The organism is Bacillota bacterium (assembly GCA_012842395.1).
In the GTDB taxonomy this organism is placed as follows: domain Bacteria; phylum Bacillota; class SHA-98; order UBA4971; family UBA4971; genus UBA6256.
The window spans coordinates 346491-360156 of sequence record DUSX01000034.1; the positions used below are offsets into that span (position 1 = coordinate 346491).

General features: G+C 62.1%; 13 protein-coding genes. All 13 read right to left on the bottom strand.

Translation table 11 applies throughout. The annotated features are described in order from the left end of the window. Positions 1-23: 23 nt before the first annotated feature. The gene (locus tag GX515_11320) at positions 24-1058 is read right to left on the bottom strand and encodes a sugar ABC transporter permease (GenBank protein ID HHY33582.1); all 1035 of its coding nucleotides are present in this window, start codon (positions 1056-1058) and stop codon (positions 24-26) included. Between the two features lie 166 nt (positions 1059-1224). Beyond that, on the bottom strand, positions 1225-2481 hold the full coding sequence (locus GX515_11325; GenBank protein ID HHY33583.1) for an extracellular solute-binding protein: 1257 nt from the start codon (positions 2479-2481) through the stop codon (positions 1225-1227). Between the two features lie 740 nt (positions 2482-3221). Further along, on the bottom strand, positions 3222-4211 hold the full coding sequence (locus GX515_11330; GenBank protein ID HHY33584.1) for a D-alanine--D-alanine ligase: 990 nt from the start codon (positions 4209-4211) through the stop codon (positions 3222-3224). 114 nt (positions 4212-4325) lie between these two features. Continuing rightward, a complete protein-coding gene (locus tag GX515_11335; GenBank protein HHY33585.1) occupies positions 4326-4541 on the bottom strand; it encodes a hypothetical protein in 216 nt (71 codons plus the stop codon). 30 nt (positions 4542-4571) lie between these two features. Next, positions 4572-5369, bottom strand: coding sequence for a 5'/3'-nucleotidase SurE (gene surE / locus GX515_11340; GenBank protein HHY33586.1), 798 nt, complete (start codon positions 5367-5369; stop codon positions 4572-4574). Positions 5370-5379: 10 nt separating this feature from the next. Beyond that, positions 5380-6027 (bottom strand): ACT domain-containing protein, encoded by a 648-nt coding sequence (locus GX515_11345; GenBank protein ID HHY33587.1) that lies wholly within the window; start codon positions 6025-6027, stop codon positions 5380-5382. A 278-nt stretch (positions 6028-6305) separates the two neighbouring features. Next, positions 6306-7193, bottom strand: a complete 888-nt coding sequence (locus tag GX515_11350; protein HHY33588.1) for a HEAT repeat domain-containing protein — start codon at positions 7191-7193, stop codon at positions 6306-6308. Between the two features lie 268 nt (positions 7194-7461). Further along, positions 7462-7824 (bottom strand): hypothetical protein, encoded by a 363-nt coding sequence (locus GX515_11355; GenBank protein ID HHY33589.1) that lies wholly within the window; start codon positions 7822-7824, stop codon positions 7462-7464. A gap of 275 nt (positions 7825-8099) precedes the next feature. Continuing rightward, positions 8100-9080, bottom strand: a complete 981-nt coding sequence (locus tag GX515_11360; protein ID HHY33590.1) for an NAD(P)-dependent glycerol-3-phosphate dehydrogenase — start codon at positions 9078-9080, stop codon at positions 8100-8102. Between the two features lie 133 nt (positions 9081-9213). Beyond that, positions 9214-9792: a glycerol-3-phosphate 1-O-acyltransferase PlsY gene (gene plsY / locus GX515_11365; protein ID HHY33591.1), complete on the bottom strand. Its 579-nt coding sequence runs from the start codon at positions 9790-9792 to the stop codon at positions 9214-9216. A gap of 49 nt (positions 9793-9841) precedes the next feature. Next, complete coding sequence (locus tag GX515_11370) at positions 9842-11170, bottom strand: ribosome biogenesis GTPase Der (GenBank protein ID HHY33592.1); 1329 nt, start codon at positions 11168-11170, stop codon at positions 9842-9844. After that, a complete protein-coding gene (locus tag GX515_11375; GenBank protein HHY33593.1) occupies positions 11155-12573 on the bottom strand; it encodes a DUF512 domain-containing protein in 1419 nt (472 codons plus the stop codon). Before GX515_11375 ends, GX515_11370 begins: the two co-directional genes overlap by 16 nt. A 123-nt stretch (positions 12574-12696) precedes the next feature. After that, positions 12697-13602: a foldase gene (locus tag GX515_11380; GenBank protein ID HHY33594.1), complete on the bottom strand. Its 906-nt coding sequence runs from the start codon at positions 13600-13602 to the stop codon at positions 12697-12699. Positions 13603-13666: the final 64 nt, after the last annotated feature.

The following is a 13666-nucleotide window of genomic DNA, read 5'->3' on the forward strand; positions in this document are numbered from 1 at the left end:
CGGCACGGCCCTCTTCGACTGCGTCAGTATCCCTCCTCGGTGTAAAACAGCCTGATGTACACAAGCGCGAGCCCCAGGATGAACAGGGCCACGAGGAACGAGAGCGCCGCACCGCTCCCGAAGTGCAGGAACTTCATGCCGACCTCGTACGTGAGCACGCCCAGCACCCTGATGGAATACTGCATGATAATGTAGATGATGTCGAACACGCGGAAAAGCTCCATGGTGCGCAGGACCAGCACGACGAGGAGCACCGGCTTGAGCAGCGGCAGCGTTATTCGAGTCAGCTTGCGCCAGAAACCCGCGCCGTCCACTGTGGCTGCCTCGTAGAGGCTTTCCGGGATAGTCTGCAGCCCAGCCAGCACGAGCAGGACCACGAGTGGCGTCACCTTCCACGTGTCCGCGATGATGATTATGTTGAGCGCCCGGGTGACCCCCATCCATTTCAGGAAAGGACCTAGCACCGGGACGCTTTCAAATGGCACGTCGAACCCCAACCAGACCTGGTCATATGTTGGTGGAAACACGTGGAGGACCTTCATGAGCCCGTTCAGTGCCCCAAACTTCGAGCCCGCGAATATCCACTCCCACATCCGGGCGTTCACCACCGTGGGCAGGGCCCACGGGAGGAGAATGATGGCTCGCACAAAGGATCTGCCCACAAACTTCGCGTTGAGCACCAGCGCCATGGCGATGCCGAGCACGAGTTCAACAAGGAGTGACACGACGGTGAAGTACACCGTCACTCGCACCGCCGGCCAGAAAAGGTCGGACTGGGCGAAGTAGTATACATAGTTGGCAAGCCCTACGAACCTCGTGTTTATGCCGCCAACCATCGGCTCTGCCTCGTGGAAGCTGAGGTAGAACGCGAAGAGCAGGGGGCCTATCACTACCGCAAGTATGAGGACGACGCTAGGGCTAAGAAGCCACCACGCGAGCCTTCGCCCTTCTGGATCGCGCTTTCGTGGTTTTCGTGAGATCATTCCTTCTACCCCCGTTACCCCGCGGAGCCCCCACAGGTCTGGCCTGATGACAAGCCGAAAGCCTGCAGGCTCCACCGGCCTTCCTCCCCCGGCTCGAGCACGGTGAGGCGTGCCGCCCGCATTGGGGGCGGCATCCGGGTACGTGCTGCCCCCAATGCCTCAATCTCCACGTGTGAACCGGGACGGGGTGAGGCGTCCCGACGCCCCCACCCCGTCCGCGTCGCGTTCCTCCGCCCACACGTTACTTCCTGGCCAGCACCGCCTTGATCTCCTCCGCCGCCTTGTCCAGCGCGGCCTTGGGCTCCATCTTCATCTGGAGTGCCTCGTGAATGTACCTCTGCAGGATGGACGACACCTCGGGGTACGGGGGCACCTTGGGCCTGTGGTGAACCGCAGAGATCTCCTCGCTCTTGATGGCCATCGTTTTGTCCATCATGTTTGCGTAGGCGCTCTTCTGCACCGACGTCCACACTGGCATCTCCTGCAGATACGACCTCTGCACAAGCGGGCTCGTTATGAACCTCACGTACTTCCAGGCGAGGTCCTTCTTGCGGGAGTTCGCCATTATCGCAGCACCTTGGAAGCCGCTTACAGATGCGGTCTTGGTCTTGTCCGCCACCGCCTTGGCCACGGGGATGAGCCCCATCTGACCGGCGCCGACGACCTTGGAGACCGCCGGGTCGTTCATCAGGGCATACTGGAACGTCCAGTTCGTGGTGAAGGCGGCGTTGCCGGAGATGAAGTCATCCTTCGCAGCGGTCTCGTCGTTGGTCAGGCACTTCGGGTTGGCGAGGCCTTCCTTCAAGAGGCTCACCATGAACTCGAGCGCCTTGACGCCCGGGCCCTCGTTGAAGATGGGATTGCCGTTCGCGTCGAACGTATCACCGCCGAACGCGCCGGTGAGCCAGACGTACTCGCAGACCAGCCCCTCTTTCTGGTTCCACGAGTCGGTCCACGGGTACTTGACGATGTTCTTGGCCTTCATGACCCTCATCTGTTCGACCATTTCCTCGAGGGTCTTTGGCGGGCCGCTGAACCCCGCCTTCTTAATCATGTCAGCGTTATAGAAAAACAGTTGGAAATTCGCAAGGAAGGGCATCGCCCACGTCTTCCCGTCGAACACGAAGGCGTCCATGATAGCCGGAGCTATGTCCTTCCGCATCTCCGGAGTGATCTTGTCATCGAGGGGTATCACCATCTTCTTTGAAGCGAACTCAGCGGTCCAGATAAGGTCGAGGAGTATGACGTCGTATGTCGCAACGGGTGCCACGGCGGAGGCCACGATCTTCTCGTGCTGTTCGTCGTACTTGACGAAGGTGATGTTCACCTTGGTGTCCGTGAGGAACTCGAAGAGGTCTGCCATATCGCGGATATCATCGGGTTGGTAACCGGCTTGGGCCATGTAGATGACGTTGAGCGTCTCGGCCGCCGACGCTCCGAGGCCGCAGCTAGCAACGAGCGCGAGCACGCATAACGCTAGCAGGATGACCTTTCGCACCTTGGAAACCTCCTTCCGAATTCGCATGGCACTCTCGCCTATAAGGACTCGTCCATCACACCTCGCCACATCCGCTCCTGCCTCCGAGGCCCTTCGGACCCCGGACCGGGCTGAGAGCTCCCCTGCTCACCGCCTCGCGGGGCCCTGCGCCCGCCAAGCGCCAGGCCAGCACTCCCTCACCCCCCATGCCTTTCCGTTTCATGGCCCAAGCCCGCCGTCAGCCGGGTGCGCGTTTCACTGGGTCTGCTTCGCCCCTCGCAGCCCCCGCCGCCCGCCGGCCCGGCGTCCGCTGGTTGGTTCGCCCACACGTCGAGAGAATGTCCTGCGATGGACCTTACTTCGTTGTGTGCCTGAACAAACATCCCACGTCCGGCCCCTTCGCTCACCACGACCCGTCCCGTCTCCGCCCAAGAGCATGCTGAGGCCGCGACGCTGGGAAACACACCGTTTAGGCAAGCGCGCCTCGGCCGTGTCGCCAGACGCCCCTTATCGCCGCCCCGCCCGCCACGCGGCGGTCGTGCGAGTGTCGACACGAGCTCGGCATGTCCACGGAAGGAAAAGAAGACCTGCCGTGCCGCACTTGGCCATCGGCCTGAGCTATCTTTAGAGTCTGGTTAAACTAACCTCGGGATCCATTCGACGCCTCCCCGAAATCTCCTTCCACGAGCGAAAAAAACAGCCCCGCGTTTTCGCGGAGCCGTCCGGGAGAAGGCTATCGCAGTGTCTTTCGGTAACCGGGGTCACGCACCCTGACCGCTCCCGCTGCCCGTCGCAGCGGGGACGACGGGGGCGGGAGGCTCAAGCGCATAGCCGATGAGCATATCCACGAGGTCAGGGAACTCGATGCCCGCAGCCCTGGCAGCATCGGGCAAGAGGCTCGTCTCGGTCATACCGGGGATCGTGTTCACCTCAAGGATGTAAGGCACGCCGCCCGGCCCGACGATGAAGTCAGCCCGAGACATGCCGCGGCACCTCAGGGCCTTGTGGGCAGTGACAGCAGCCTGCTGCGCAGCTTTGTACGTGGCCTCGGGCACGCGGGCCGGGATGATGTGCTCGCTCATTCCTTTGGTATACTTGGCCTTGTAGTCGTAGAGGCCTGTGGAGGACACTATCTCGATCACGGGAAGTGCGCGCGGCTCAAGGTTCCCGATGACGCCCACTGTGATCTCCGTTCCGGCAACATACTCCTCCACGAGCGCCTCTTCATCGTAACAGAAGGCGTGCTTCAGCGCGTCTGTAAGCCCGTCGGGTTCTTTGACGAGCGTTAACCCAATGGTAGACCCCCCACCGTTCGGTTTGACGATGGCCGGAAACCCCAGCATTTCCTGGACGCGCCGGGTGACCTCGTCGCGGTCGGTCGAGTCGAGATCTCGCCTCGTCACAGTAATGGCCCGGGGGCATGTGAGCCCTTCCAGGCGGAAGAGCTTCTTTGACATCGCCTTGTCCATGGCAAGCGCGCTCGCGAGGACACCTGATCCCACGTAGGGAATGCCTAGAATCTCGAGAAGCCCCTGCAGGCAACCGTCCTCGCCGTACCTGCCGTGCAGCGCGATGAAGACCACGTCCGGCCTCTCCCTGAGGAGGGCGGGCACAAGCGAATCATCCAGGTCAAGGGTGATGACATCGTGGCCTTTCGCCTTCAGCGCGATCCCCACCTGCTGCCCGGTGCGCAGCGATATCTCTCTCTCTGCCGATCTTCCACCGAGTATCAGAGCGACTCTCTTCTTCATGGCCGTGCCGTGGGCCGCGACAGGGCGCGCCCCTCTCCTTTCCACAAGCTGTCCCGCGCCGCCGTGGGCCTCGCTCGCGCGTGCGCTTCGCGCGGCCAGAAGGCGGCACGTATGCTACAATCCGTATATGAGCGGCGCCATCACTCGCACCGCTATGAACGACAACAATGACACATACAGGACCGCGGTCGCCGCCACCACGCCTACCGCGATCGAGATGACCTCGCGTGGCAGTGCCTGGGACCTCTTGGCGTAAATCACCCACGCCATTTCAAGGATGATCACGAGGGACAGGAGGGCGGCGCATCTCAACATCCAGGCAAGACCCACGGTCATACCCCCGGTCGGGAAGCGAGTCTTCTATATACTATGCCGCCCGCCGGGAAAATGCGAAAGGCTCCCTCCGATGCCCCACGTCTTCAGTTCGTCGATGAGATCGTGCTTCGTAAGGTCCAGATGGATCGGGGTGATGGAGACAAGGTTGTTTCTCACCGCGACGGCGTCAGTGTCCTCGTCTTCGTCGCAATCTATGACATCCCCCGCCATCCAATAATACGTGCGTCCTCTCGGGTCCACCCGTCGATCGAACACATCCCTCCACTTCCGCGTCCCGAGCCTCGTGATGGCGACGCCGGCGATGTCATCCTGGTCGACCGAGGGGACATTGATGTTCAGGAGCGTGCCGGGTGGAAGGCCCTTTTCGAGCACTTTCGAAACCATCCTCGCCCCGAACCTAGCGGCGTATTCGTACTGGCAGTTCTCGAAGGCCGCCACAGAAAGCGCCATTGAGGGAAGCCCGCATATGGCTCCCTCCACCGCGGCGGAGACCGTGCCGGAATACAGCACGTCAGTGCCCAGATTAGGGCCGCGATTGATCCCCGACACGACCACGTCCGGCCGCCTCTCAAGCAATGCCTGGACCGCCAGCTTGACACAATCCGATGGCGTTCCGTCCACCGCCCAGGCCTCGGCAGCCACACCTGGAATGGCGACTTTCTCGACGCGGAGCGGGCGGAGCACGGTGATGGCGTGACCGGTGGCGCTTCTCTCCCTGTCCGGAGCGACGATCACAACCTCCCCGACCGTGGAGAGTTCGGAGGCAAGGATGCGGATACCGTCCGCGAGGATCCCGTCGTCGTTGGTCACAAGAATTCTCACCGCCGCACCATCACTCCTCATATCCGACCCGGTACACCCCCTCCACCCCTGCTATCTCATCGAGGAGCCTGTCCTTATGCACCGAGAAAGGCACCTCGAGCGCCAGGTGAAGGGATGCCTCGTGCCCAGCTTCCAGCGTCTCCATCTCCACGTCCTTGATGCTCACCCCGTACTTGCCGAGCACGGTAGCGATGGCTCCGAGCTGCCCCGGCCTGTCCTGCATCTGCACGAAGAGAGTATCCCGCTTCGTGTAGATGAACCTGCGTTCGAAGCGATCCAAAGCGATGAGCACCACCACGACTATGCCCGTGGTCAACGCGCCCGCGAGATAGAAGCCGGTTCCAACCGCAAGCCCGATTCCCGCCACCACCCATAGGCTGGCCGCCGTGGTCAGCCCTTTAATGTTCGCGCCCTCTCTGAGGATGGTTCCAGCACCGAGAAACCCTATACCGCTCACGACCTGAGCCGCGATGCGGCCTGGATCGTACTGAATCACCCGTATGAAACCGGCGAACGCGTACTGGGAGATCATCATTATAAGTGCGGATCCCACGCACACGAGGATGTGCGTTCTGAATCCCGCGGGGCGCTTGTGGCTCTCGCGCTCTAAGCCAATGAGGCCGCCAAAGAGCACCGCAAGCAAAAGGCGTAGCACCATTTCGGCCTGGGTAATCACACACTGCCACCTCCTCGCGCAGCCCGTCCCCGACTTCGAGGTACGCCTCCGGCAACGCAGGACGCGCCTAACTCATGTCGCGCGACGCGGCTTCCTGTATGCCGGTTGCATTGAATTATAGCACACGCTCCCATCGCCGGAAAGAGAGGAGAACAACAAGAAGCGGCGGTGCGCCCCGGCCCTAAAGACCGCCGGACGAACTCACCCGCCGCAGCGATCGCCCGTCAACTCGTCATCGCGTCCCCGTTCGACGCCGAACCTCAACCACTCGCCCTTTGGGAACTCTGCTGGCGCTCGTTCAGCACGCGCATCGCCACCGTGTGCACCACGCCCCTCAAGTGCTCGAGCGCCTCCAGCACGGGACCTACCGCATCCTCCCCGCAGAGCTCCTTTAGCGCCTGAAGCGCGTAGAACCGGAGATCCTCGTTCTCCAAGCACACTCGCACCAAGGGCTCAACCGCCCTCCTGTCGCCCAGGGACCGCAAAGCCTGAATGGCGCCGTAGCGGACATCCGTGGACTCATCAGCGAGAGCGGCGATGAGATGCTCGAGAGCTCTGAGGTCCCCTGCCTTGCGCAACGCCTCGACCGCCTCATACCTGACCTGGGGATCAGCATCGCTGAGCAAACCCGCGAGGCGAGGCACCGCTCTCTTGTATTTGAGTTCCCCGAGGAGCTTTGCCGCCCGTCGACGCACGTTTCGGTCAGGATTCTCAAGAGCGCCCATCACCGCTCGCGCCACGTCGTTCTTGGGAAACTTCATTATGGCGTGGGTGATGCTGTACGCGACATACGGGTTCTCTTCTCGAAGGGCCTTCACGAGCGGCAAAAGCGCCCTCGATTCCGCGATGGACCCCAAGGCTTCGGCGGCCCAGCTCCGCACGGAATCGTCGGGATCCTCCAAGGCGTATATGAGGACATCGACCGCGCGAGGCTCGGGCAGCTTGCTCAGGCCGTAGGCGGCGCGCCTGCGGGCGAACACATCACCCTCTCGAAGCGCTGCTATGAGGACATCAACGATCTGGCGCCGGACAGCCGCAACCTCGGCCCTGGTCTGTTCGCGTCCCTCGCCGTCGAGCTTGTCTAGGTCTTCTTCGAGGCGAGTCAGCTGGTGGATGAGGACGTCGATCCTATCGGTTTTCTCAGACATTCGGATCACCCCCGCACCCCACCGGAGGACCCGACCAGGCCCCTTCGTCACACCCGCTGGGCTGGCCTTCCAGCTTGGGCACCTGGCGCCCTGCCTCGAAAAGCGACGAGGGCTCACAGGGCCGTGCCCGGTGCCGAGCCACCAAAAGCGTCACTCAGCGAGACTAGAACGCCTCACCGTCGCATCGCAACGGAAATGGGCGCATCGGGAGGCGCGTTACTCTTTCGACGCTCCTTCGGTGATTCCTCCCGAGCTGACGAAACTTAGGTCACGGTGCCTTCATGCCGCAATGTGGGCACGTCTCAGCGTCGAGGGGCATTGTGTCATGGCACCTCAGACATTCTTTCTTCACGGGTTTCCCGCAATGAGGGCAGAAAGCCAGGTTGTGAATGTACCTACGCTTGCAATGCGGGCATACCAGGAGGGTCCCGCGCGGCCTCAAGAGCAGATACGCGCAGAATACGATCAAAACGCCGACATACCCCACCATCAGCGCGCTTACCACGATCCCTGCGGCCCAAAGCAACGGATTGGCATCTCGTCCGCGCGCGTCCCGGAAAGTCCACCACGCCATCACTCCACCCACTGCAAGGGTGGCGAGGATGACGGTCCAGTTCACACCAGGTTTCATGTGTCCTCGCGCCGACCCGCCGCGACCCCTTCAGCGCTGCGAGGGCCGGCCTCCCCTCCCCCCGGTATGTAGGTAAACCGCCACAAGCTCGCGCTACTTCGCAGCGCCGAGGTCCGGTCTCAGGCTATCGGCGTTGCGCTCCAGGGACGGCACGCTCGCGGCGCGCCTCGTTCGAATTCGGCGCGCGAGATAGCCACATTCCGGGCGCCCCGTCGCGCAAGCACCGGCAGCCGTCGCGCCGTGAAATAAGGAGACGAAAGCTTATGGCGCCAAACTTAGATGCGCGGATCCCTTGAGAAAAACGACAGAGTCTCAGCCTGTGGGTCGCGGGTCATAAGGTCGGTCACCGCCTGCATGGGATCCAATTCCGAGAACAAGATCTCGTGCAGTTTCTCCGCCACCGGCATGTCCACTCCCATGCGGTGGGCGAGCATCACCGCGGCCCTCGTCGTTGGAACGCCTTCCACCACCATCTTCGTGGAGGCGAGCACCTCGTCGGCCTTGCGGCCTCGACCGATCTCGATCCCCGCTCGCCGGTTGCGCGAGTGCATGCTCATGCACGTAACCACGAGATCGCCCATTCCGGAGAGCCCGGCAAACGTGAGCGGGTTCGCCCCGAGCACTATGCCCAGCCGCGCGATCTCCGCGAGGCCTCGTGTCATCAAAGCGGCCCTCGTGTTGTCTCCGAACCCGAGCCCTTCCGCGATCCCAGTGGCGAGCGCAACCACGTTTTTCAACGCGCCCCCCAATTCCACGCCGATGACATCGTGGCTCGTATACACCCGCATGGTCGGGCACATGAGAGCCTCCTGCGCCAGCTTCGCCACCCTGCCGTCAAATGATGCGGCGACGATGGCGGTCGGCACCTCCCGCGCCACCTCTTCAGCGTGGCTCGGGCCGGAGATCACCCCGATGTTGTCGTGGAGTTCCGGCGGAAGCTCCTCAGCTATCACCTGGGACAGCCGGAGCAACGAGCCCTCTTCTATCCCCTTCCCCGCGTGTATCACGGCGTGCTCTCGCCCGAGATAGGGCCTGGCAGCCCGTATGACCCCTCGCATGTACTGGGAAGGCACGGGCACGAAGAGCAGCGTGTTGCAGCCGACCACTTCACCCAGGTCGGTCGTGGCGCGGACGCCCCGGGGAATCTTGACCCCGGGCAAGAACGTCTCGTTCGTACGAGAATTCGAGATCTCCTGCGCCACTTCCTCTTCATGTGCCCAAAGGTCGACTTCGAATCCGTTGCGCGCGAGGAGCATCGAGAGGGCTGTGCCCCAGCCCCCCGCGCCGATCACGCCTGCGTGCCTCGCCAAAGTCACGCTCACCTTCCTCCATTACAGCCGCTTCCCGCGGCCTCCCGCACCCGCACGCTATGGGCTGACACGAGCGCGCTCAATCCGCAGGCTCTCCAAGCTTCCGCTCTTCGCCCGCAATGAGCCGCTTGATGTTGGAGCTGTGCTTTATCAGCGCGATCCCACCCACGGCAGCCACGAGCAAAACGTATTCTCCGGGCATCCCCAGGATGTACGCTGCAAGCGGCGCGAGAGCCGAGATCACCACGGACCCAAGCGAGACGTAGCGCGTGAGCGCGACCAAGATCCCCCAGATGGGCGCGAGAACCAGCGCGACCCCAGGCATGCTGGCGATGACTATGCCGCTGCCGACTCCCATGCCCTTGCCTCCACCGAAGCGAAGGAAGACTGACCATGCACCGCCCACAGCCGCCGCGATGCCGCACGCCGCCGCGCCTACCGTTCCCGCGGCCCCCTGGCCCAGGTACACGCTGAGCGCCCCTTTCCCCACGTCCCCAGCAAGCACGATGAGCGCTGGCCCCGGACCGAGGACCCGCAGCACGTTCGTGGCGCCAATGTTCCCGCTACCGCGCCGTCTCACGTCCACGCCCTTCCAGTACCTCCCGACGAGGTACCCGAAGGGAATAGACCCAAGGAAGTAACTTAGGATAACCAACAGAACAAGTCTTTCCCAAGCCACGGCTTCTCCCCCGATCTCTTGTCTCCTGCTATCCTCTCCGGCGGAACTTGAGCCTCAGCGGGGTCCCTTCGAAATCGAACGCCTCGCGCAGCCTGTTCTCAAGGTAACGCTTGTACGAGAAATGAACCAGGCCTGGATCGTTCACGAAGAAGGAAAACGCAGGAGGCCGTACCCCGATCTGCGTGCAGTAGAAGATCTTGAGTTGACGCCCCCTGTCGTGCGGCGGTTCAACCCTCATCTGGGCTTCCTCAATCACCTCATTCAGCACCGACGTCGCCACGCGGCGCGCGTGGTTATCCGCGACCCTCGTGACGGTTTCCATGAGCTTCGGGAGCCCGGCGCCATTCAAGGCGGACACGAACACCCGCGGCGCGTACGAAAGGAACATCAGATCGGCTTGGATGGCGTTCTCCAGCCTTGTCCGGGTCTCCTCCTTCTCACCGACCAGGTCCCACTTATTCAGCACAACTACACAGGCGCGCCCGGCCTCGTCGGCGTACCCCGCTATCCTCACATCCTGCGCAGCGATGCCTTCAACCGAATCCAGCACGACGAGCGCCACATCGCACCTCTCCACAGCCTTTGCCGCCCGCAGCGCACCGTAGTACTCCACTGCGCTTCTGACCTTTGCCCTCCTACGCATGCCGGCTGTATCAATGATGACGAACCTTCGGCCCCGCCACGTGAAAGGCGTGTCGATCGCGTCTCTTGTCGTTCCAGGCTCCGGACTCACAATGGATCTTTCCTGTCCGAGGACGGCGTTGACAAGAGAGGATTTCCCAACGTTTGGCCGCCCCACCACCGCAATCTTAACAGCCTCGCCGGCCTCCAGTTCATCGTCCGCAGTCAAAGGCGAACGCTCCGGCAGGCGCGCGACGATGGCGTCGAGGAGATCGCCTATCCCAGTGCCATGCACCGAAGACACAGGGAGCGGGTCCCCAAGCCCCAAGGCGTAGAACTCCACGTAGTCGCTGCGCCTCGCGCCCTCGGCCTTGCTGGCCACGAGCATCACCGGACGGCCGGACCGCCTCAGCATGTCGGCTACGTCGCGATCCTGCGGCAGGAGGCCGGACTTTGTGTCCACGACGAACACGACGAGATCGGCCTCTTCCACCGCCAGCTTCGCCTGGGCGGTGGTCATCTCCTGGATGGGATCGCCGCGCCGCGCGATCTCTATGCCCCCGGTGTCCACAAGGACAAACTTGCGGCCGCCCCACTCCACGTCCGCGTAGATGCGATCCCTCGTCACTCCGGGGGTCTCCTCCACGATGGCGTGCTGTGTCCCGACCATCCTGTTGAAGAGCGCGGATTTGCCCACATTCGGCCTGCCCACGATGGCGACTACCGGAGCTGCCACGCGCAGCCACCTCTCTTCAGCGCACGTGCCGCGAAGGAAGCCGGGGTCGGGTCGACCACGTCCACCGGGACTCCGCAAACGCGCTCGAGCTCGCTTACGGTCATGTCATCGAGGAACCTGGGCGCGTCAGCCTTCAGAGAGACGCTGGGTATGACAATGGCGTCGCACCCTCCCCGGCCGATCGCGGCGGCGAACGTCCTCGCAATATCTTGCCCGGTAAGGAGGCCCGCAACGCTTATGCGCGGCCCGAAGAACCTGTTCTTCACCAGGAGCGCGCGACACGAAAGACCTTTCACGCTCTCGAGAAACCTGCACGCCTCGTCTATCACCGGGTACGCAGCTTCCCCCGTGATGGCGACGAGCCTCACGGGGATCTTGGTGCAGCGCGGCAGGTTTGCCGCTCGTCGCATCTCGTCGAGCTCGTCGACGAAATCCCGCAGGAGTCCGACCCCGTTTTCGATCTGTGGAAACCCTTCGTATGCCTCGCGGCTCGGGACCGTCTTTCCCGCCAGCACGTAGAACTCGTCCGAGGCGAAAACAAACCTGGATGAGAACCGCTCGAGGAAGTCCTCCTGCCACTTCTCAACAGAGGCCACCACCCGCGCCGCTGCCTCTTGGCTGACAGGGGCGAGTGGGAAAAGCCCCCGCCTGTGCCTGGTAAGGCCGACCGGGACCACCGCGCAGGATTTGACCCCTGGGTAGAGCGACGAAATGTCACGGACGGTTCTCTCAAGTTCATCGCCGTCATTAATCCCCGGGCAGAGCACGACCTGGGTATGAACGACGATACCCGCAGCCACGAGCCTTGCGAGACCGTCCATCACATCACATGGACCCCTCCTGCCGAGGAGCCGCCCGCGAGTGACAGGGTCTGTCGAGTGCACCGACACGTACAGCGGAGAGAGCCTCATCGTCGCCACACGGTCGTAGTCATCCTCCGTGAGATTCGTGAGAGTGATGTAGCTCCCGGTCAGAAAGGAGAGCCTGAAATCGTCGTCTTTAACCCGGAGTGTCCTGCGGACTCTGCGTGGAAGCTGGTCCACAAAGCAGAACACACACCGGTTGCGACATCTCCTCACCCCGTCGAAGATCGCCTCGCCGAACTCCAGGCCACATGGCTCGTCATAGTCTTTGGTGACTTCCACCACGAGCGTGTCCCCGTCGGGTTTCTCGACCACGAGGGAAAGCTCCTCCTCGGCGCACAGGAATCGATACTCGAGAATGTCCCGCACCGGTCTGCCATTGATGGCTACTAGCCTGTCCCCCGGCGCGATGCCGGCCTCCTCGGCTATGCTCCCTGCATCCACCCGACGCACGATAGCGCCGCGGATCGAACGCCCTGAAGTGCTGCTCGTGTGCCCTTCACCTGCCCTCCCGTCCGACCTGAGATGCCCTCTCTTCATAAGAAGTCAGGCGCTCGGCGTGTCCCGCAAGAACGAGCTACAAGAAGAGGAGGGACGTATGCCCTCCTCGCACAGCGCGTTCAACGAGTCACAGCGAGCGCAAGACAGCCTCGCTCCTGCGAATCAGTAGATGATGTCGTAGAGAGCATCCTGTAGAGCTTTGTCGTTGATCTTGATCTGCGCCGCGTCTCTGAGCTCGCTCATTACAGTGGACGTGGGCTTGGCCTTGTCACGCTTGAGCTGCTTTACGATCTTGTCGCGCACCTCTTCAAGAGGGGGAATACGCTCGGGCTTTCGGTCCTCGACCCTTATGATGTGATACCCGAACGAAGACTTCACAGGGCCACTGGTCTCGCCGACCTTCAGAGCAAAGGCAGCCTTCTCGAAAGCAGGATCCATAGCCCCCTTCTGGAAGTAGCCGAGATCTCCGCCTTTGTCTTTCGTCGCCGTATCCTCGGACTTCGTCTTGGCGAGTTCGGCGAAATCCGCGCCGTTGGCGAGCTCCTTCTGTATCTCCTTCGCCGTGTTCTCGTCCTTGACCAAAATGTGGCGCGCCCTTATTTGATCGGACTCCTTGAAGTCGTCCTTGTGCTCGTCATAGTACTTCTTGATCTCGTCGTCGGTCACAGTCACGTCTTTCGAGGCGATCGCCTCGAGCAACAGGCTCGTCCGGATTTGGCTCCGGAGATCGTCAAGCGTCATTCCATACTGTGAAAGAGCCTGCTCCAGGTTCGCGTCGGAGCCGAACTGCGTCTTGAGATTGTCGATCTCGGCGGCCACGTCTTCGTCGGTCACCTGGATGCCGTACTTGGCGGCTCCCTGCTTGATCAGCTCCTCACGAATCATGTTGGCCAAGAGCTGCCTGCCGGATTGCTTTTCAAGTGCGGAATAGAATTGCTTCCATGTGATCGAAGTGGAGTTGACCTTGGCGACAGCCCTTAAATCAGAGTACGTCCACGCGGCACCGATACCTATGAGGGCAAGGATCACTACGGCTATGACTATGGTTAGCGACCTTTTGCTCTTCACGCCGGGTTCCTCTCCTTTCGAATCGCGCCCGCAGCGGGCATCAGAAGGACGAAACCAGTGTACC

Bases quoted from the DNA above. Each gene is read 5' to 3' on its own strand.
- GX515_11330 (HHY33584.1), bottom strand. From the start codon at position 4,211: ATGAAGAAGAGAGTCGCTCTGATACTCGGTGGAAGATCGGCAGAGAGA.
- GX515_11345 (HHY33587.1), bottom strand. From the start codon at position 6,027: ATGGTGCTACGCCTTTTGCTTGCGGTGCTCTTTGGCGGCCTCATTGGC.
- GX515_11350 (HHY33588.1), bottom strand. From the start codon at position 7,193: ATGTCTGAGAAAACCGATAGGATCGACGTCCTCATCCACCAGCTGACT.
- GX515_11355 (HHY33589.1), bottom strand. From the start codon at position 7,824: ATGAAACCTGGTGTGAACTGGACCGTCATCCTCGCCACCCTTGCAGTG.
- GX515_11360 (HHY33590.1), bottom strand. From the start codon at position 9,080: ATGCTCCTCGCGCGCAACGGATTCGAAGTCGACCTTTGGGCACATGAA.
- GX515_11375 (HHY33593.1), bottom strand. From the start codon at position 12,573: ATGAAGAGAGGGCATCTCAGGTCGGACGGGAGGGCAGGTGAAGGGCAC.